The 18,399-nt window shown below is 63.9% G+C and carries 19 protein-coding genes; 12 read left to right on the top strand and 7 right to left on the bottom strand.

Going from position 1 to position 18,399, the window contains the following annotated elements:
• Positions 1 to 2: 2 nt before the first annotated feature.
• The 6 genes from KRX12_RS09330 to KRX12_RS10925 all read left to right on the top strand — a co-directional run bounded on the left by KRX12_RS09330 (position 3) and on the right by KRX12_RS10925 (position 5,456).
• Entirely contained in the window at positions 3 to 650 is a 648-nt protein-coding gene (locus tag KRX12_RS09330) for a TIGR03089 family protein (protein ID WP_218366448.1), read from the top strand.
• A gap of 84 nt (positions 651 to 734) precedes the next feature.
• Positions 735 to 1,766, top strand: a complete 1,032-nt coding sequence (locus KRX12_RS09325) for an ABC transporter ATP-binding protein (protein ID WP_218366447.1) — start codon at positions 735 to 737, stop codon at positions 1,764 to 1,766.
• A 97-nt stretch (positions 1,767 to 1,863) separates the two neighbouring features.
• Positions 1,864 to 3,114, top strand: coding sequence for an ABC transporter substrate-binding protein (locus tag KRX12_RS09320; protein ID WP_218366446.1), 1,251 nt, complete (start codon positions 1,864 to 1,866; stop codon positions 3,112 to 3,114).
• Between the two features lie 192 nt (positions 3,115 to 3,306).
• On the top strand, positions 3,307 to 4,341 hold the full coding sequence (locus tag KRX12_RS09315) for a carbohydrate ABC transporter permease (RefSeq protein ID WP_218365238.1): 1,035 nt from the start codon (positions 3,307 to 3,309) through the stop codon (positions 4,339 to 4,341).
• Positions 4,338 to 5,159 carry a carbohydrate ABC transporter permease gene (locus KRX12_RS09310; RefSeq protein ID WP_151529508.1) on the top strand — a complete coding sequence of 274 codons (822 nt, stop codon included), beginning with the start codon at positions 4,338 to 4,340 and terminating at the stop codon, positions 5,157 to 5,159. Before KRX12_RS09315 ends, KRX12_RS09310 begins: the two co-directional genes overlap by 4 nt.
• Before the next feature lie 84 nt (positions 5,160 to 5,243).
• Positions 5,244 to 5,456 (top strand): hypothetical protein, encoded by a 213-nt coding sequence (locus KRX12_RS10925; protein ID WP_255549308.1) that lies wholly within the window; start codon positions 5,244 to 5,246, stop codon positions 5,454 to 5,456.
• Here the strand turns inward: KRX12_RS10925 and KRX12_RS09305 are convergent.
• From KRX12_RS09305 to KRX12_RS09285, 5 genes are all read right to left on the bottom strand, one after another.
• Complete coding sequence (locus KRX12_RS09305) at positions 5,364 to 5,903, bottom strand: YdcF family protein (protein WP_218366445.1); 540 nt, start codon at positions 5,901 to 5,903, stop codon at positions 5,364 to 5,366. The genes KRX12_RS10925 and KRX12_RS09305 overlap by 93 nt on opposite strands.
• A complete protein-coding gene (purE, locus tag KRX12_RS09300) occupies positions 5,900 to 6,397 on the bottom strand; it encodes a 5-(carboxyamino)imidazole ribonucleotide mutase (protein ID WP_151550079.1) in 498 nt (165 codons plus the stop codon). Before purE ends, KRX12_RS09305 begins: the two co-directional genes overlap by 4 nt.
• 34 nt (positions 6,398 to 6,431) lie before the next feature.
• Positions 6,432 to 7,616 (bottom strand): 5-(carboxyamino)imidazole ribonucleotide synthase, encoded by a 1,185-nt coding sequence (locus tag KRX12_RS09295; protein ID WP_218366526.1) that lies wholly within the window; start codon positions 7,614 to 7,616, stop codon positions 6,432 to 6,434.
• A gap of 95 nt (positions 7,617 to 7,711) precedes the next feature.
• Positions 7,712 to 8,191 (bottom strand): hypothetical protein, encoded by a 480-nt coding sequence (locus tag KRX12_RS09290; RefSeq protein WP_218366444.1) that lies wholly within the window; start codon positions 8,189 to 8,191, stop codon positions 7,712 to 7,714.
• A gap of 14 nt (positions 8,192 to 8,205) precedes the next feature.
• On the bottom strand, positions 8,206 to 9,000 hold the full coding sequence (locus KRX12_RS09285; protein ID WP_218365241.1) for a biotin--[acetyl-CoA-carboxylase] ligase: 795 nt from the start codon (positions 8,998 to 9,000) through the stop codon (positions 8,206 to 8,208).
• 159 nt (positions 9,001 to 9,159) lie between these two features.
• Here KRX12_RS09285 and KRX12_RS09280 point away from each other — a divergent pair, with 159 nt between their 5' ends.
• From KRX12_RS09280 to KRX12_RS09255, 6 genes are all read left to right on the top strand, one after another.
• Positions 9,160 to 10,785, top strand: coding sequence for an acyl-CoA carboxylase subunit beta (locus tag KRX12_RS09280; RefSeq protein WP_218366443.1), 1,626 nt, complete (start codon positions 9,160 to 9,162; stop codon positions 10,783 to 10,785).
• Positions 10,786 to 10,988: 203 nt separating this feature from the next.
• Positions 10,989 to 12,614, top strand: coding sequence for an acyl-CoA carboxylase subunit beta (locus KRX12_RS09275; RefSeq protein ID WP_218365243.1), 1,626 nt, complete (start codon positions 10,989 to 10,991; stop codon positions 12,612 to 12,614).
• 45 nt (positions 12,615 to 12,659) lie between these two features.
• On the top strand, positions 12,660 to 12,929 hold the full coding sequence (locus tag KRX12_RS09270; protein ID WP_151529523.1) for an acyl-CoA carboxylase subunit epsilon: 270 nt from the start codon (positions 12,660 to 12,662) through the stop codon (positions 12,927 to 12,929).
• A 290-nt stretch (positions 12,930 to 13,219) separates the two neighbouring features.
• A complete protein-coding gene (locus tag KRX12_RS09265; protein ID WP_218366442.1) occupies positions 13,220 to 15,199 on the top strand; it encodes an OPT family oligopeptide transporter in 1,980 nt (659 codons plus the stop codon).
• Between the two features lie 11 nt (positions 15,200 to 15,210).
• Positions 15,211 to 15,801: a nucleoside triphosphate pyrophosphatase gene (locus tag KRX12_RS09260; RefSeq protein ID WP_218366441.1), complete on the top strand. Its 591-nt coding sequence runs from the start codon at positions 15,211 to 15,213 to the stop codon at positions 15,799 to 15,801.
• Between the two features lie 29 nt (positions 15,802 to 15,830).
• On the top strand, positions 15,831 to 16,244 hold the full coding sequence (locus tag KRX12_RS09255; RefSeq protein ID WP_218366440.1) for a DUF3151 domain-containing protein: 414 nt from the start codon (positions 15,831 to 15,833) through the stop codon (positions 16,242 to 16,244).
• Here KRX12_RS09255 and KRX12_RS09250 read toward each other — a convergent pair.
• Positions 16,241 to 16,657 (bottom strand): hypothetical protein, encoded by a 417-nt coding sequence (locus KRX12_RS09250; protein WP_151529529.1) that lies wholly within the window; start codon positions 16,655 to 16,657, stop codon positions 16,241 to 16,243. The two genes, KRX12_RS09255 and KRX12_RS09250, sit on opposite strands and share 4 nt — an antisense overlap.
• A gap of 150 nt (positions 16,658 to 16,807) precedes the next feature.
• The gene (locus KRX12_RS09245; protein WP_151529531.1) at positions 16,808 to 17,869 is read right to left on the bottom strand and encodes a Cj0069 family protein; all 1,062 of its coding nucleotides are present in this window, start codon (positions 17,867 to 17,869) and stop codon (positions 16,808 to 16,810) included.
• Positions 17,870 to 18,399 lie beyond the last annotated feature (530 nt).

Below are 18,399 nucleotides of genomic sequence, written 5' to 3'. Positions count from 1 at the left end.
GCATGCTCACGCTTTTCGACGCGCACCGCGACGCCCCCAGCGCCCCCGTATTGACCTTCTACGATGAAGCCCGCGGATTCCGCATGGATTTCTCGGCGCTGACCCTCGATAACTGGGCCGCCAAGATGGGAAACTTCCTCATCGAGGAGCTGGATCTCAGCCCTGGAGAGAGCATCGCCATCGACGTCGATAGCTCCTGGCAACGCCTAGTGGTGCTGCTCGGGGCGGCGGCCGCCCAGCTCACCGTGGCGGATGCGGCAGATACTGAGAGCGAGGTGCTCTTCCAGGACGCCACGCGGCTGGACAGCGCGGAGGACCGCGAGCTTATTGCCGTGACCATCGATGGCTTCGGCCGCTCCGCCGCCGAATGCGGCATCGACATCGGCGAGGCCCTCGATCTCGGCGCGGAGGTGCGCCTGCACGGCGATCACTTCCCGCACCCCACCCAGCCTTTGGCGCAGCTCTATCCCGAGGGCACGGCCGCGCGCATCCTGCTGCGCGGCGAGAATCCCGCTGCGGATCACCGTGCCCTCGCGGCGATCGGTGCTGGGGGCAGCGCCGTCGTGGTAGCGGGCGGCGCCCCCGCGGAGCGCCTGGCAGAGATCGCCGCCGCCGAGAAGGCGCTGCTCGATTCCCCCAAGGCGCCCTGAGTCTCTGTGGTGTGGGCTCGCTTGTGTGGGCCCGCTTGTGTAGGTCCTGCCTTTTCGGGGCGCGCAGGCCCTAGGATATAAGCCATGGCTTCTGTGCGTTTCAACGATGTCTCCATCACCTACCCCGGCGCGCCCCGGCCCTCGGTGAGTCATCTCGACCTCGAGATCGTCGACGGCGAGTTCTTGGTGCTCGTGGGCCCTTCGGGCTGTGGTAAGTCCACCACCCTGCGGGCCTTGGCCGGGTTGGAGGCGATTAGCTCCGGCTCCATCCTCATCGGGGATCAGGATGTGAGCAGCATGGATCCGGCGGAACGCGATATCGCCATGGTCTTTCAAAACTATGCGCTCTACCCCACCATGAGCGTGCGGGAGAATATGGGCTTTTCGCTGAAGCTCGCCAAGCACAGCAAGGCGGAGATCACCGAGCGGGTGGAGCGCGCGGCACAGCTTTTGGATCTGGATGGGCTGCTGGATCGCCGCCCCAAGGATCTCTCCGGTGGCCAGCGACAGCGGGTGGCGATGGGCCGCGCCATCGTGCGCGAGCCCCAGGTCTTTCTTATGGACGAGCCTTTGTCGAATCTCGACGCCAAGCTGCGCGTGCAGACCCGCAGCCAGCTCTCTGCCCTGCAGCGCACGCTCGGCACCACCACCGTATATGTCACCCATGACCAGGTGGAGGCCATGACCATGGCTGATCGGGTGGCGGTGCTCAATGAGGGCATCTTGCAGCAGGTCGCGACCCCGCAGGAGCTCTATAGCGAGCCGGCTAATGCTTTTGTGGCCGGGTTTATTGGCTCGCCCTCGATGAACCTCATCGAGATCTCCGATCCGCAGCGCGGGCGGGTCATGCTGGGTATTCGCCCCGAGGATGCGCACGTCGCGGTGCCGGGCGAGCAGCGCCCAGGCCACTGGGCCCCGGTGGAGATCGTGGTGGATCTGGTGGAGGTACTCGGCTCGAGCACCTATCTCTACGGGCATCTGATCTCCAGCCCCGAGGTGCGGCTCGCGGTGCGCCACGATGGCGAGCCCATCGGCCGAGACACGCAGATCACCGTGGAGCTCGACCTCGCCAAGGCCCACTACTTCGATGTGGAGACTGGCGGTCGCATCACATAGCCCTCTTTAGGGGTGATCGACTACACAAGTCTCCCGCAGGGTGTCTGCGGGTCACTACATTTGAGGGAAGTTGTTCATAGTACGCAAGGAGTTTTATATGTCGACTTCCCGCATGTCCACCGCCGCGGTACTCGCGGCAACCGCGCTGGCTTTCACCGCGTGTTCCTCCGACGGTGGTAGCGCCGAAGCCCCCGAGGTGGACAACGCCGATGGCCGTGGCCCCATCACCTTCGCGATGGGCAAAAACGACACCGATAAGATCACGCCCATTATCGAGGCGTGGAATGCCGAGCACCCGGACGAGCAGGTTACCCTCTCTGAGCTGGCCGGCGAGGCCGATGCGCAGCGCGACACCCTGGTGCAGTCGCTGCAAGCCGGCAACTCGGATTTCGATGTGATGGCCCTCGATGTGGTGTGGACCGCGGACTTCGCCGCCAATCAGTGGCTGGCTCCGCTCACCGATGACCTCGAGGTAGACACCGATGGCCTCTTGGAGGCCACCGTGGAGTCCGCCACCTATGGCGGCACTCTCTACGCCTTGCCGCAGAACACCAACGCGCAGCTGCTCTACCGCAATACCGAGCTGGTCAAGGACGCCCCGGAAACCTGGGAGGATCTGGCCAATTCCTGCGAGGAGGTCTCGGACAAGGAGTGCCTGACGATCCAGCTCAAGGAGTATGAGGGCCTGACCGTCAATACCTCCGCGTTCATTCACGGCTGGGGCGGCGAGGTGCTCAACGAGGACGGCACCCCGGCAGTGGAGTCCGAAGACTCCCGCGCCGGCCTGCAGGCCATGGTGGACGCCTATAAGAATGGCGTGATTGCCAAGAACGCCCTGGCCACCACCGAGGAGGAGACCAACCTGGCCTTCACCGAGGGCACCACCGCCTACGCGGTGAACTGGCCGTACATGTACCGCAACGCCGAGGACTCGGAGGCCACCTCCGGCAAGTTCGAGGTCCAGCCCCTGGTGGGCAAGGACGGCGTGGGCGTGTCCGCGCTGGGCGGCTACAACAACGCCATCAACATCAACTCCGAGCACAAGGCCACCGCGAAGGACTTCATGGAGTTCATCGTCTCCGAGGAGAATCAGAAGAGCTTCGCCGCGCAGTCCTTCCCGCCGGTGCTGGCCTCCATCTACGATGACGAGGCCCTGGTTGAGGAGTTCCCCTACCTGCCCGCGCTGAAGGAGTCCTTGGAAAACGCCAAGCCGCGCCCGGTGACCCCCTTCTACACCGCCGTGTCTAAGGCCATCCAGAACAACGCCACCGCCGCCCTCAAGGGCGACGTCACCGTAGACGAGGCCACCGAGTCGATGTCCGCCGCCATCACCAACGCCTCGCGTTAGTCCTTGGCGCTGCGCCATCGCGCACCCACTGTCCTATTTCTCGGGGCAGTGGGTTTTCTGCGCTTATCGACGCCGCCCTCCCTGCCAGCGGGGGCGAGCACGCCTCACTGAGAGAGCGCTGGCGCTAGATTGAGAGAAGAGACAAAAAGAATGCTCCACTGCACCCGATACCAAGGAAGCGAGTAGCAGCTGATGGAAAGGTTGAAGCAACGGCGGCAGGCCGCGTTTCTCATCGCGCCGGCCATGACCGTGCTGGCGATCGTGATCGGCTATCCGATCGTGCGCGCCATCTGGTTGTCGTTCCAGCAGGATAAAAAGCTCGATCCCACCACGGGCGTGTTCGTTGATGGCGGCTTCGCCGGTGTCGATCACTACCTGTACTGGCTCACCCAGCGCTGCATGCAGCCTGATGGCACCATCAGCACCTGCCCATCCGGCGTGATCTCCTCCGACTTCTGGCCGGCAGTGTGGGTGACGCTCTTTTTCACCGTGGTGGCTGTGAGCATCGAGGTGGTCCTGGGCATGTGGATGGCGATCGTGATGAACCGCGAGTTCAAGGGCCGCGCCCTGCTGCGCGCTGCGGTGCTCATCCCGTGGGCGATCCCCACGGCGGTCACCGCGAAGCTGTGGCAGTTCATCTTCGCCCCGCACGGGGTGATTAACTCCCTGCTGGGCCACGACGTCGCGTGGACCACTGATCCCTGGGCGGCGCGTTTCGCGGTGATCGTCGCCGACGTGTGGAAAACCACCCCGTTTATGGCCTTGCTGATCCTGGCTGGGCTGCAGATGATCCCGAAGGAGGTCTACGAGGCCGCCAAGGTCGATGGCGCGAATTCCTGGCAGATTTTCCGCCAGATCACCCTACCGCTGGTCCGGCCGGCGCTGATGGTGGCGGTGCTTTTCCGCACCCTAGACACCCTGCGCATGTACGATCTGCCGGTCATTATGATCTCGGCGTCCTCCAACTCCCCCACCGCGACGATCTCGCAGCTGGTGGTGGAGGACCTGCGGCAAAATAACTTCAACTCCGCCTCGGCGCTGTCCACACTGATCTTCCTGCTCATCTTCGCCGTCGCGTTCATCATGATTCGTTTCCTCGGCGCTGACGTCAATCGCAGTGCCACCCAGGACGAACGCACAACCGATGACGATGATGCACTCCCCTCGTCTACCGTGGCCCTGCCCGCGGTAGATGCCCCGCTGCAGCTGAAGGAGGCCCAGCGATGAAAGCACTGCGCAACTATATCGGCGTGATCCTGATTCTGGTGTGGGGGCTGGCCCCCTTCTACTGGATGCTCGTGACCGCGCTGCGCGATAGCTCCCACACCTTCGACACCACCCCGTGGCCCACCCACGTCACCTTAGATAACTTCCGCGACGCCCTGGCCACCGATAAGGGCAATGACTTTCTCGGCGCGATCGGCAATTCCTTGCTCATTGGCATCGTCACCACCGTGCTGGCCGTGATGGTGGGCGTGTTCACCGCTTATGCCTTGGCGCGGCTCGACTTTCCCGCCAAGGGCTTTGTCACCGGTATCGTGCTGGCCGCCTCCATGTTTCCCGGTATTGCGTTAGTGACCCCGCTCTTCCAACTCTTCGGCGATCTCGGCTGGATCGGCACCTACCGGGCGCTGATCATCCCGAATATCTCCTTTGCGCTGCCGCTGACCATCTACACCCTCGTCTCCTTCTTCCAGCAGCTGCCCTGGGAGCTCGAGGAGGCGGCCCGCGTCGACGGCGCCAGCCGCGGCCAGGCCTTCCGCACCGTGCTCTTGCCGCTGGCCGCGCCGGCGCTGTTTACCACCGCGATCCTTGCCTTCATCGCCACCTGGAACGAGTTCATGCTGTCCAAGCAGCTCTCCACCACCAGCACCGAGCCGGTGACGGTCGCCATCGCCCGCTTCTCTGGCCCCTCGGCATTCGAATATCCTTACGCGGCCATCATGGCCGCCGGCGCATTGGTGACTGTGCCACTGGTGATCATGGTGCTGGTATTCCAGCGCCGCATCGTCGCCGGCCTCACCGCCGGCGGCGTGAAGGGCTAAACCGCCGGCCGATAAGATGGGCCACGGAGAATACACACATCCACTGCTCGAGGAGGGATCGCCACTGTGTCGCAGTCGAGTGAGATGAGGCGCAAGAAATTGGTGTGGGAGGCGCTCGTGGGATTCTGCGGCACATTCGCCGCAGTCGCCGTGGCGCAGGCGGTGGCTAATATTCTCCGCCCCGAGCCGGAGGTCTGGCCGGCGCTACTGGCCCTCGTGTTGGTGATCGCCACGGTGACCCTGTGGCGCAGCGGCCAGAATAGGTTTCAGCTTCCGCCAGACGATACGCAGCGCTGAATGCGCCAGCGCCCCCGCTTCCCGCAGGCATAACCACAGCACCTCGGGGAAGGGAGTGGGCGCCCCGATCGTCTCTACCGCATAGCCGTGATGCCACGCCCACAGCCGGATACGGGGCAGATGGAAGCGATTCGAGACCACCACATAGCGGATGTCCTCTCGCCCATAGTGCTCCCGTAGCAGCTCGCGCACGTGCTCCAGATTCTCATTGGTGGATTCCGCACGGTCTTCCAGCACGATCGAGGCCCGCTCGATACCGTGCTCTGCCAGCCACTGTGCCATTACCGGCGCCTCATCGCGGCCGGTCACCACCACCACGTCCCCGCGGGCGATTGCTGCACGGCCGGGGACGAGGGCCGCACGCAGCCGCCGCTCGAGGGGGCGGCGCGGCTGGGCCTGCTCCACGCTGGCGCCCAGCACCACCACAGGCCGCGGCTGGGGACTCACCCGAGCAGCTTCTTCTGCAGGGCGCGGTCTTTTTCCAAGACCTCGTTTTTCATATTCTCCTGGTAGTCCACCATCTTCTCCAGCAGTGAGGAATCACCAGCAGAGAGCACCCGCACGGCGAGCAGGCCGGCGTTTTTCGCCCCGCCGATGGAGACGGTGGCCACCGGCACGCCGCCGGGCATCTGCACGATCGACAGCAGCGAATCCATGCCATCGAGATCCTTCAGTGCCCGCGGAATGCCGATCACCGGCAAAGGAGTGGCCGCGGCCACCATGCCGGGCAGGTGCGCGGCCCCGCCGGCGCAGGCGATGATGCACTTCAGGCCGCGGGTATGGGCCTCGCGGGCATAGTCCAGCATCCGCTCCGGGGTGCGGTGCGCCGAGACCACGCCGACTTCGAAAGGCACCCCGAACTCGGCGAGGATCTCCGCGGCAGGCTCCACGGTGGGCCAGTCCGAGTCCGAGCCCATGATAATTCCAACTACTGGCTGCATTCTTTTTCTCCTTCGATCATCCGCTCGCGGGCGCTCACGACTGTGAGGGCCAGTGTGCATGAACCATGAAATAGGCGGCGGCGCGCGCATCGTCGCGCAGGGCGTCCACATCGCCCTCGCCGCTGAGATTGACGTGCCCGATCTTGCGCCCTGGGCGATAGCCCTTGCCATACAGGTGAATCTTGGCCTGGGGATAGCGCTTCCCCACCTCGGTCTGGCGCTCGGCCCAGCTGAGCTCGGGATCCTCCTCGCCGCCGAGGATATTGGCCATCACCGTGTAGCCGGCGGTGGGGGTTGTCGCCCCCAGCGGCATATCCAGCACCGCGCGCAGGTGCTGCTCGAATTGGCTGGTCACACAGCCATCCTGGGTCCAGTGCCCGGTGTTATGGGGGCGCATGGCCAACTCGTTGACAAAAATCTCACCCGCGGTGGTTTCAAAGAGTTCCACCGCCAGCACCCCCGTCACTCCGAGTGTGTCCGCCACCCGTCGCGCCATCGCGGCGGTGCGCGCCTCGACGCTCTCATCGAGGCCAGGGGCCGGGGCAACCGCCAGCGCACACACCCCATTTTCTTGCACCGACTCCACCACCGGCCAGCTCACGCATTCGCCGGAGGGGCGGCGCGCCACCATGGCCGAGAGCTCGCGGCGCAGCTCCACCTTGGTTTCGGCCATGAGGTCAATGCCCTGGCCGAGCAGTGTCTCCACGCGTTCACACAGTTCCTCTTCGCTATCGACAAACCACACGCCTTTGCCGTCATAGCCGCCGCGGCGTGCCTTGAGGCATACCGCGCCGTTGACGCGGGCGAAGAACTCTCGGGCGTCGGCGATACTGGTGATGGCGGCAAAGTCGGGCACGGGTGCGCCCAGCTCGCTGAGGTGGCGCCGCTGCAGCAGCTTGTCTTGGGCGTAGACCAGCGCCTCGGGGCGGGGCTGGATATTAACGCCCTCTCCGATGAGCGTGTGCTGGTGCTCATTGGGCACATGCTCGTGATCGAAGGTCACCACGTCTGCGCCGGTGCAGACCGCGCGGAGATCATCCAGATCGGTGTAGTCGCCGATATGCACATCGTGGGCCACTTGGGCGGCCGAGGAGTCTGGGCTGGAGGCAAGCACGCGCAAGGATTGCCCCAATTCGATGGCCGCCGTCTGCATCATGCGGGCGAGCTGACCATCGCCGATCACGGCGACGATCGGAAAGCCGGGGGCGTGGGCGGACATGTTCTCGCTAGCTGGCTGCTCTGTAGTCACAGATACACAGTGTAGGAGGTCAAAGACCCCGCTGGGTATTTAAGGCCACCCCAGCCACCGCCCGCCTAGCGCCGTTGCGCCAGCACGGAATTAATGGCCTTGACCGCCTGCTTGGACTTAGGCACCCCGCGAAAGACCATCGGGTGGGGTTGGCCGGCCACCTCGAGGACCACGGCACCGCGCTGCTTGCTCGCTCGGTAGATATAGCGCATCCCAATCGACTGGGAGCGGGCGCGCAGGGCGGGCCCGCGCACCACTACCCGCTGGGTGGTCACCGTGAAGCGGCGGCGGCGGGCGCGCACCACGGGCAGCACGAAGCGCCACAGCACCAGCAGTACCCACAGCAGCAGCACCAGGCCGCGGGTCTCTGCGGGAAAGTAGCCCACCTGCTCATAGCCGGGGCTGCCGGGCAGGCGATCGAAAAAGCCGATGGCGATCCACGCCAGCCCTGTCCACAGCACGAGTTCGAGCACCGGGAAGGTCAATCCCGTCACCGGGGTGGTGGCGTCAAAGATGCAGCGCTCGCGGTTGTCCACAATGGTCATAGTGGCCTCACAGCCTAGCGCTTCAGCCGCAGGTGCTCCACATCGCCGGCGGAGAGCTGGTGGAGCTCGCCGGCCGTATCGCGCACGTGGATGCGGCCATCATCGCCCACACCCACGCACTCGCCCTCCAGTACCTGCGTTTCGGAGAGATGCACCCGCACCTGCTGCCCAATAGAGCTGCATACCTCGCGGTAGGCGTCCATGGGGCTGATCACCCCGGCTGCCCACTGGCCGAGGCGGTGATGCAGCGCCAGGAGGATATCGCCGACGAGATCGGTGCGGTCTACCTCATAGCCTTCTAGCTCGAGCGAGGTGGCGTGCGGCACCGGCAGCTCTTCCTGGGTGAGCGAGACATTAAGGCCTAGGCCCATCACCAGCGCCGGCTCCTCGCCCAAGGAGACGGCTTCGCCGAGGATGCCGCAGAGCTTCTTGCCATTGAGCAGCACATCATTGGGCCACTTCAATTGGGCGTTGATGGAGTGCTCGCGCAAGGCGTCGATAAGCGCCAGCCCTGTCATCAGCGGCATTGTTCCCAGCCGCGCGAGGGCGGAGCCGTGCGGGCGGAATAAGACAGACAGCGTGACCTGCGAATACGGCGGGGTGACCCACACCCGGTTCTTGCGCCCCTTGCCGGCGGTTTGGGATTCGGTCACCGCCGCGGACCAGGTGGGGGCGCCCTCGGTGGCCGCCTTGGCGAGGTCCGTGTTCGTCGAGCCGGTTTCTTCGGTGTAGTAGAGGTGCGTGAAGGGACCATAACCCACGACACGCTGGTGGAGTCGGGCCGTATCAATTGGTCTGCGCTCGTTCATGCCCTCTAAGACTAGTCCTTTATTCGCCCTATGCACCGGATTGTGTCCGCCGCTGCACTGCGCTCGCTGCGGTGGCTGTGTGGGAGAACACGGAAAAAGTTGGGCGACATGCCCAGAATTTCTGGACACAAAACAAAGAATGCTCTACTATCCCCAAACATGACAATTTCCTCACCTTTGCGCGCCGACACCCTCCCCGATCCGAATCGACGCCCCACCACCGCCGAAAAGATCGCCACCCTGAAGCAGCTGCGCTCCGATGCCGCCACCCCCATGGGCACCCGCCCCATCGAGAAGCGGCACAGCCAAGGCCGGCTCACCGCTCGGGAACGCCTCGATTTCTTGCTGGATGAGAACTCCTTTGTGGAAACCGATCAGCTGGCACGCCACCGCACCCACGACTTCGGCATGCACGCACGCCGGCCGCTCACCGATGGCATTGTCACCGGCTGGGGCACCATCGACGGCCGGGAAGTCTGTGTCTTCTCCCAGGACGCTGCGGTCTTTGGCGGCGCCCTGGGAGAGGTCTATGGCGAAAAGATGATCAAGATCATGGAACTCGCCACCACCACCGGCCGCCCCCTCATCGGCCTATACGAGGGTGCGGGCGCCCGCATCCAAGAAGGCGCCGTCTCGCTGGATCTCATCGCGCAGACCTTCTACCAGAACGTGCAGGCATCCGGCGTGGTGCCGCAGATCTCGGTGATCATGGGCGCCTGCGCCGGCGGCAACGCCTACTCCCCCGCCCTCACCGACTTCGTGGTGATGGTGGATGAAAGCTCCAAGATGTTCGTCACCGGCCCGGACGTGATCAAGACCGTCACCGGCGAGCTCATTACCCAAGAGGAGCTGGGCGGGGCCTCTACCCACATGTCCACCGCCGGCAATACCCACTACACCGCCAGCTCGGATGAGGATGCGCTGGAGTGGGTGCAGGACTTGCTTCGCTATCTGCCGAATAACAACCGCGACCAGGCCCCGCCGGAGGATCCGGTGGATCTCGCGGAGCTGCCGAGCGTGGAGGAACTGGCCCTCGATTCCATCATCCCGGACGCCCCCAGCGTTCCCTATGATGTGCGCGATGTGATCTCCGCCCTCACCGATGACGCCGATTTCTTCGAGATCCAGGCCGATCGCGCCGAGAGTGTTGTCACCGCCTTCGGCCACGTCGATGGCCAACCGGTGGGATTCGTGGCGAATCAGCCACTGCATTTTGCCGGCTGCCTCGATATCGACTCCTCCGAGAAGGCCGCCCGCTTCGTGCGCACCTGCGATAGCTTCAATATCCCGATCGTGATGCTGGTGGATGTGCCCGGCTTCCTGCCCGGTGCGGCCCAGGAATATGGCGGCATTTTGCGTCGTGGCGCCAAGCTGCTCTACGCCTATGGCGAGGCCACCGTGCCGAAGATCACCGTGACCATGCGCAAGGCCTATGGCGGCGCCTATTGCGTGATGGGCTCCAAGGGCCTCGGCGCCGATCTGAACCTGGCGTGGCCGACCGCGGAGATCGCGGTGATGGGCGCGGCCGGCGCCGTGGGCTTCATCTACCGCAAGGAGCTGAGCGCAGCCGCCGCCGAGGGCAAGGACGTGGCCGCGCTCATCGAATCCTATGAGCGGGAGTACAACGACCACTTCCTCACCCCCTATCAGGCTGCCGAGCGCGGGCTTATCGACGCCGTCATCCTGCCCTCAGAAACGCGCGAGTCCATCATCCGCAACCTGCGTCTTTTGCGTTCCAAGGTGGAACACCGCCACGCCCGCAAGCACGGCAATATGCCGCTCTAAGGGCCCGCGGACGGGGCGGCGAAGCGCCATCCCACCACCCCATACCCCCACCTCATCTCAGGGAAATACCCACCTCATACCGAGGCGAGGTGGGGGTTTTGCCGCCGAACACTACCCCCGTATATGTGGATTTTTGCGGTGAAAATTGAAATGAAGGCTGCTTTGGACAACATTGTGGCCTTCAACACCTAAACTTAGGAACTATGACTGCCGCACAGACTCCGGGCGATACCATGCCCGACGTAAATACGACCGCAGGCAAGCTCGCCGATCTGCGAGCCCGCCTGAATGAAACCCAGGCCCCGATGGGCCCTGCCTCTGTGGAGAAGGTCCACGAGGCGGGCAAGAAGACCGCTCGTGAGCGCATTGAGTATCTGCTCGATGATGGCTCCTTCGTGGAGATCGATGCCCTCGCCCGGCACCGCTCCAAGAACTTCGGCCTCGATGCCAAGCGCCCCGTCACCGACGGTGTCGTCACCGGTTATGGCACCATCGACGGCCGCAAGGTGTGTGTATTCTCCCAGGATGGCGCCGTCTTCGGTGGCGCCCTCGGCGAGGTCTACGGCGAAAAGATCGTCAAGATCATGGATATGGCGATTAAGACCGGCGTGCCGATCATCGGCATCAACGAGGGTGCGGGCGCCCGCATTCAGGAGGGCGTGGTCTCCCTCGGCCTCTACTCCAAGATCTTCTTCCGCAATACCCAAGCCTCCGGCGTGATCCCGCAGATCTCGCTGATCATGGGCGCCTGCGCTGGCGGCCACGTCTACTCCCCCGCCCTCACGGACTTCATCGTGATGGTGGACAAGACCTCCAAGATGTTCATCACCGGCCCCTCGGTGATCAAGACCGTCACCGGCGAGGAAGTGACCCAGGAAGAGCTGGGTGGCGCCTCCACCCACATGGCCACCTCCGGTACCTCTCACTACACCGGCGCAGATGACGCCGACGCCCTCGACTGGGTGCGCGAGCTCATCGGCTTCCTCCCGCAGAACAACCGGGATGAGGCCCCGCGTATGGAAGCGGAGATCATGGAGGGCTCCATCCAGGACAACATCAACGAAGCTGACCTGGAGCTGGACACCCTCATTCCGGATTCCCCGAACCAGCCTTATGACATGAAGGACGTCATCACCCGCATCATCGATGATGGCGACTTCTTGGAGATTCAGGAAAACTACGCCGAAAACATCATCATTGGTTTCGGCCGCGTCGAGGGCCGCTCCGTGGGTATTGTGGCCAACCAGCCGATGCAGTTCGCCGGCTGCTTGGACATCAAGGCCTCCGAGAAGGCCGCCCGCTTCGTGCGCACCTGCGATGCCTTCAATATCCCGATCCTCGAGTTCGTGGACGTGCCCGGCTTCCTGCCCGGCACCAACCAGGAGTACGAGGGCATCATTCGCCGCGGTGCGAAGCTGCTCTACGCCTACTGCGAGGCCACTGTCGGCAAGATCACCGTGATCACCCGCAAGTCCTATGGCGGCGCCTACTGCGTGATGGGCGGCAAGGAAATGGGCGCGGACATCGTGCTCGCATGGCCCACCGCACAGATCGCCGTGATGGGCGCCTCCGGCGCCGTGGGCTTCATCTACCGCAAGGAGCTGAAGGCCGCCGCCAAGGAGGGCAAGGACGTCCAGGAGTTGATGAAGGAATACGAGGCCGAGTACGATCGCGAACTCGTTAACCCCTACATGGCTGCCGAGCGCGGCTTCGTCGACGCCGTGATCCCGCCGTCCGAGACCCGCGGCCAGATCATCGAGGGCCTGCGCCTGCTCGACCGCAAGGTTGTCAGCGTTCCCGCCAAGAAGCACGGAAATATCCCGCTCTAAGCCGGCTACGACGCGCAAGCCACGAGAAGTTAAAAGGAAGAAAGCATGTCAGACTCCCGTCCGGAGAACACGGATTCCCCAGAGACCACTGAGGCAGCAGAGGCTGCAAAGAAGCCCTTCTTGAGTATCGTCAAGGGCAATCCGAGCGACGCTCAGGTGGCCGCGTTGACCACCGTGTTCGCTGGGCTTGCTTCTGCGGCCGCGGCAGCCGAGAAGAAAGAAGTCGACCGCAATAAGTGGGGCAATTACGCCGAGCGGCTCAACCGCCCGACCACCTATAACCCCAACGCATTCCGCAACGTCAGCTTCTACTAGCTTTCGCAGAAGCAGCCTCGCATTTCCAGCGCCGCCCCGTTGTACCCACTGTGGTAGAACGCGGCGGCGCTGTCGCATGCGCAGCCCCCTACGCCCCGTGTCATGGCCTTAACCTGCCCCGAGCACACCCCGTGCAGGCGGGAAGAGGATAATTGCTGCCGTTAGCACAACGCTTTCACTGTGGCGGGCCGTAGCGCCGAGCGTTATCCCAGCCAGCATCGACTGAGCTGGGGCGTCCGCGCGGCCACCGGCACGTCCAGTTTGTTTTCTTCACGATGGAAAAGAGGAACATGAACGCGACAACCTCCGACACGGGCTCGCCCGCAGCGCAGACGCGCGGCCCGATCAGTGAGTTAACGCTTAGAGCGGTCATCATCGGTGGTCTCATTACCCTGGTCTTCACCGCCGCCAATGTGTACTTGGGACTGAAGGTGGGTCTCACCTTTGCCACCTCCATCCCGGCTGCGGTGATCTCGATGGCGATCCTGCGTAAGTTCGCAGGCCACACCATCCAAGAAAATAATATTGTGCAGACCATCGCCTCTGCCGCCGGCACCCTATCTGCCATTATCTTCGTGCTCCCCGGCCTCGTCATGATCGGCTGGTGGAGCGGCTTCAGCTACTGGGAGACGGCCTTCGTGTGCGCCATCGGCGGCATTTTGGGCGTGATGTATTCCATCCCGCTGCGCCGCGCCCTCGTCACCGGCTCGGATCTGCCCTACCCCGAGGGCGTCGCCGCCGCCGAGGTGCTCAAGGTGGGCGATGAGCAAGGCTCGGTCGAGGAGAATAAGCGCGGACTCGCCGTGATCGTCGGCGGCGCGCTGGTCTCTGCCGGCTATGGCCTGCTGGCCGCAGTGCGCGCCGTGGCAGGCTCGGTCACCTCCACCTTCAAATTCGGCGCCGGCGGCACCATGATCGGCGGCAGCCTCTCCCTGGCGCTGATCGGCGTCGGCCACCTCGTGGGCGTGGCCGTGGGTATCGCCATGCTCGTGGGCCTCGCCATCTCCTATGGTGTGCTGCTGCCCATGTTCACCTCCGAGGATATTGCCGCTGGCGGGGTCCTCGACGAGATCGTGCCCGCCATGTTCTCCTCGGATGTGCGTTTCGTGGGCGCTGGCGCCATGGCGGTGGCCGCCATCTGGACCCTGCTGAAGATCATCGGCCCCATCATCTCCGGTATGAAGGATGCTCTGGCCTCCTCCCGTGCCCGCCACGATGGCCAGTCCGTGCCCCTCACGGAGCGCGATATCCCCTTCAGCATCGTGGTCACCACCACGCTGATCTCCATGCTGCCGGTGGGGCTGCTGCTGTGGCTATTTGTGAAGGATTCCTCCATCACTCACCACACCACCGGCCTGGTGCTGCTGAGCATCATCTACGTGCTGCTGGTGGGTCTGGTGGTGGCCGGTATCTGCGGCTATATGGCCGGTCTCATTGGTGCCTCTAACTCCCCGATCTCGGGTGTGGGCATCATCGTGGTGATCACCGCGGCGCTGCTGATCAAGCTGGTCACCGGCAATGAGCACGAAACCAACGCCACCGCCTTGGTGGCCTATACGCTGTTTACCTCGGCGGTGGTATTCGGTATTGCCACCATCTCGAACGATAACCTGCAGGACCTCAAGACCGGCCAGCTGGTGGGCGCGACCCCGTGGCGCCAGCAGTTCGCGCTGATCATCGGTGTGCTCTTCGGCTCCGCTATCATTCCGCCGGTGCTGCAGCTGATGCTCACCGGTTTCGGCTTCGTGGGTATGGAGGGCGCCGGCCCGGATGCGCTGGCCGCACCCCAGGCGGCGCTGCTGTCCAGCGTGGCTGAGGGTATCTTTGGCAATTCCTTGGATTGGAGCCGCATCGGCTTGGGCGCGCTCATCGGTGCCGGCATCATCGTGGTCGACGAGATCCTCCGCCGCACCACCCGCTTCTCCCTGCCGCCGCTGGCAGTGGGCATGGGCATGTACCTGCCCGTGGCCCTCACGCTGATCGTGCCGATTGGCGCCTTCATCGGTTTCTTCTACAACCGCTGGGCCGATAAGCACGATGATCCGGAGCCGATCAAGCGCCTCGGCGTGCTGCTGGCCACCGGCCTGATTGTGGGCGAGTCGCTATTTGGTGTGCTCAACGCCGGCATCATCGCCGCCGCAGGCACCTCGGATCCGCTGGCCCTCTTCGGCGAGGACTTCGCCCCGATCGCGCAATGGCTGGGCGTGCTCGTCTTCGCCGGCGCCGCCGCGGCCATGTACCGCTGGGTGGGTAAGAAGGCCACCAGCTAGGATCTGTGCACATGCGTCTCGTTCTCGCCTCCGCCTCCCCGTCCCGTCGCTCCATCCTGCGCGCCGCCGGCGTCGAACCGCTGTGCCAGCCCGCAGAGGTGGATGAGCGCGCCATTGAGGCTGCGCTGGCGGGGCGAGAACCCCAGGAGATCGTTAGTGCCCTCGCCCGCGCCAAGGCCGAGGCGGTGGCCGAGCGCTTCGCCACAGACATCGTGGTGGGCTGCGATTCCATGTTGCTTATCGACGGCCACCTGCAGGGTAAGCCCCACACCGTGGAGGCAACCATCGAGCGATGGCGGGCGCAGCGGGGACGCACCGCCACGCTCATCACGGGCCACTGCATTATCTCGCCGCGGGGCTGCGTCGATAAGTCTGCGCAGACCCGGCTGCGTTTCGCCGAGGCCAGTGACCGCGATATCGAGGCCTATGCCCGCACCGGCGAAGCGCTGGAATGTGCTGGGGCTTTTACTCTCGAAGCCATCGGCGGCTGGTTTATTGATCGCATCGAGGGCGATCCTTCGAGCGTGATCGGGCTATCGCTGCCGGTGCTGCGCTCAGCGCTGTATCAGCTGGGCTATGAGGTCCATGAATTTCTGCGCTGAGGCGGCCGCGGCGACTATCCTCTAAAGCCATGACGCAATTTAAGGATATGCTCGCCCCACCGCCACTACACCTGCCGGAGGATCCGGCCGCCGATGCCGCCGGAGCGCTGGTATCTGCGGTGCTCAGCCACCCCGAATCACCGCTGCTCTGGGCCCAGCTCGCCGAAGAGGCCCTGGCAGACGCCGCCAGCGATAGCGATCGGGCGCAGGCCTATGCCTTTGCTCGCACCGGCTATCACCGCGGCCTCGACCGGCTGCGCGCCCACGGCTGGAAGGGCTGGGGGCCGCTGCCCTACTCCCATGAGCCGAACCGCGGGGTGCTGCGCGCTATCGCTGCCCTTGCACGGGTATCGGCGATGATCGACGACACGGCGGAATACGAGCGCTGCGAGCAGATGCTGAAGGACGCCGACCCCGAGGCCGCCGCCACCCTCCTGCGCTAGACGCGCGGCCACTCCTTCATCACGTCCTCGTGATCGAGCTGCTCCCAGCGCGCATGCTGCGGCTCCTGGGTGCGCACCGCCGCTACCAGCGACTCTGCCACCCACACATCGCCGACGATCAGCATCACGCTTTCCACCAGCCCAGTGAGTGTGCGCGGCTTGGTGGATGCGGCCTGTTTTACCGCCTCAGTGCGGATCCGGCCCAGGGCGTTCTCCCGCTGGGCATCATCCACCACAAAAGCGCGAATAGTATTCAGCGCATCCACCTCTTGGGTGGCGTCGAGGCCAGCGGCGAGCACCGCGCGCACAAAAGCCTTTTCATCATCGCTGCCTGGCCGCAGCAGCACCATCAGCCGCCGCTGATTCAACTCGAGGGCGGCGACGCGCCGTTCGAGGGACTGCACATCAGTCATGGTGGATCTCCTTTATACGAGGCATCGTGACTCTATGGGCTGATTATAAAACCGGCCCAGACCATGGCGAAGGCCCGGCCCCGATGAGATTCACCGAGTCCGGGCCCGACGCTTATGCGGCGCTCGAGCGTATGCCCCTAGGGCGCGCTCTTATGCGTGCTTGGCCTCCACGCGCTTGATAGCCTCCTCGGCCACCATTTCCTGGATACCCATGTCCAGCTCGGAGGTGAAGCCCACGCAGGAGCAGTTGATCTCACCGAGCACGTAGGTGTCGCCGCCGTCCTCGGCGTCGTCCAGCATGAAGTCAGCGGTCCAGATCAGCGGGATGTTGTCGCCGCCGAGCTTTTCCGCGATGACCGGGCGCACATCGGCGAACATGTCGATGAGCTCCTGCCACTCTTCCGGCTTGTCATAGGAGTACTTGGCGCCGGAGAAGAGGGTGGCGGAGAAGTTGTCGCCGCCCGCGGCCGGCTTCTTGTGCACCACGAACACCGGGTGCGGGCCCACCAGCAGAATGCGGATCTCGCCCTCGACGATGCGCGGCATGAAGCGCATATCGACCAGCATGCCGTTGTCGCCGATGATGTACTGCTCACAGAAGTCAATGAACTCGCCGAGCTCACGGACCTCGGTGTGGTTGTCCACGGCCTCGGTGCACTTGAGCTTGGTGTCGAGGGGCAGCTCGGTGCCGGGCTCGACGGAGGCAGCCAATTCCTTATCCTCCAGCTGCACGCGCCAGATGCCGGAGCCGGTGGAGCCGCGGTTCTGCTTGAGCACGCGCTCACCATAGGACAGGGAGGACGGGAAGGTGGAGTGGAACTTCTCCACGTCGTAGTAGGCGTAGGTATCATCCGGCACCAGATCGGTGGAGGCGAGCTTGACCAGGGCGTCCTTGGCGCCATAGGCCATCATCTCCTCCGGGGTGGACATGCCCACCAGGCCGGCCTCCTCAGAGAGCTTGGTGAGGAGGGTGAAATAGCCCTTCTCGCCGCCGGGGATATTGCCGGGATTGACGCGGGAAATATAGGCGTCGAAATTCTCGGACACGTACTCAAAAAGCTGCTCGGACCACTCGGGGCGGTAAAACACCACCTCGGACTTCCAGCCCTTTTCCTTAATGGCGTTAACGATCGGCAGGGTGTCCTTGCGGTGACCGTTGAACTGCTTGTCGTTGCCGCCTTCAACCTCGAAAACGACGATACCCTTCTTCATAAGCCTAAAACTCTCCTTGTAGAGCGATTGTGAGTCGTGCATGCAGATGTGAAGATCACATAAACTGCGCTGGCTGAAGGGCGCGTGGCGCACCATTCTTCAGCCGGTGCGTAATAGTCAGCAGGCCCGCTAACGACACTGCTCAGCAGCACAACGATACGTAGATGTGCGCTCGACGCGGAAGGCGCTTAGAGAATTACTTCCGGGATCGAGTGCTTACTGAGCACTGTGTACGTCGTGAAACTCTCACTAAGTGAGTGCTTAATAGAGGAAAATGCCTCGACAACCATTACTCAGATAATTCTAAGGCAGCACTGTTACTTTCGCTCCACATGCCCCTAAAGCGTAATGAATGACACACTGCGCGAGTGAGAGTGATGCCCCAACTGGTGATAAAAGTAGAGTGGAAGCTTCTCGTGTGTGCGGGTTCGTGCTCGCTGCCACCACTGCAGGCCACTGCCGGCAGGATGGCAGACGATGCTGGCTCCTAGCGTCGTCACGCGCTAGGCCACGGCCTCGCACACCTAACG

The organism is Corynebacterium sp. TAE3-ERU2 (genome assembly GCF_019209955.1).
In the GTDB taxonomy this organism is placed as follows: domain Bacteria; phylum Actinomycetota; class Actinomycetes; order Mycobacteriales; family Mycobacteriaceae; genus Corynebacterium; species Corynebacterium megadyptis.
This window is presented reverse-complemented; position numbering and strand designations above follow the sequence as displayed.

Bases quoted from the DNA above. Each gene is read 5' to 3' on its own strand.
- KRX12_RS09280 (WP_218366443.1), top strand. From the start codon at position 9,160: ATGACAATTTCCTCACCTTTGCGCGCCGACACCCTCCCCGATCCGAAT.
- KRX12_RS09245 (WP_151529531.1), bottom strand. From the start codon at position 17,869: ATGAAGAAGGGTATCGTCGTTTTCGAGGTTGAAGGCGGCAACGACAAG.
- KRX12_RS09265 (WP_218366442.1), top strand. From the start codon at position 13,220: ATGAACGCGACAACCTCCGACACGGGCTCGCCCGCAGCGCAGACGCGC.
- KRX12_RS09260 (WP_218366441.1), top strand. From the start codon at position 15,211: ATGCGTCTCGTTCTCGCCTCCGCCTCCCCGTCCCGTCGCTCCATCCTG.
- KRX12_RS09310 (WP_151529508.1), top strand. From the start codon at position 4,338: ATGAAAGCACTGCGCAACTATATCGGCGTGATCCTGATTCTGGTGTGG.
- KRX12_RS09315 (WP_218365238.1), top strand. From the start codon at position 3,307: ATGGAAAGGTTGAAGCAACGGCGGCAGGCCGCGTTTCTCATCGCGCCG.
- KRX12_RS09290 (WP_218366444.1), bottom strand. From the start codon at position 8,191: ATGACCATTGTGGACAACCGCGAGCGCTGCATCTTTGACGCCACCACC.
- purE (WP_151550079.1), bottom strand. From the start codon at position 6,397: ATGCAGCCAGTAGTTGGAATTATCATGGGCTCGGACTCGGACTGGCCC.
- KRX12_RS10925 (WP_255549308.1), top strand. From the start codon at position 5,244: ATGAGGCGCAAGAAATTGGTGTGGGAGGCGCTCGTGGGATTCTGCGGC.
- KRX12_RS09255 (WP_218366440.1), top strand. From the start codon at position 15,831: ATGACGCAATTTAAGGATATGCTCGCCCCACCGCCACTACACCTGCCG.
- KRX12_RS09330 (WP_218366448.1), top strand. From the start codon at position 3: ATGCTCACGCTTTTCGACGCGCACCGCGACGCCCCCAGCGCCCCCGTA.
- KRX12_RS09270 (WP_151529523.1), top strand. From the start codon at position 12,660: ATGTCAGACTCCCGTCCGGAGAACACGGATTCCCCAGAGACCACTGAG.
- KRX12_RS09320 (WP_218366446.1), top strand. From the start codon at position 1,864: ATGTCGACTTCCCGCATGTCCACCGCCGCGGTACTCGCGGCAACCGCG.
- KRX12_RS09325 (WP_218366447.1), top strand. From the start codon at position 735: ATGGCTTCTGTGCGTTTCAACGATGTCTCCATCACCTACCCCGGCGCG.
- KRX12_RS09295 (WP_218366526.1), bottom strand. From the start codon at position 7,616: ATGTCCGCCCACGCCCCCGGCTTTCCGATCGTCGCCGTGATCGGCGAT.
- KRX12_RS09275 (WP_218365243.1), top strand. From the start codon at position 10,989: ATGACTGCCGCACAGACTCCGGGCGATACCATGCCCGACGTAAATACG.
- KRX12_RS09285 (WP_218365241.1), bottom strand. From the start codon at position 9,000: ATGAACGAGCGCAGACCAATTGATACGGCCCGACTCCACCAGCGTGTC.
- KRX12_RS09250 (WP_151529529.1), bottom strand. From the start codon at position 16,657: ATGACTGATGTGCAGTCCCTCGAACGGCGCGTCGCCGCCCTCGAGTTG.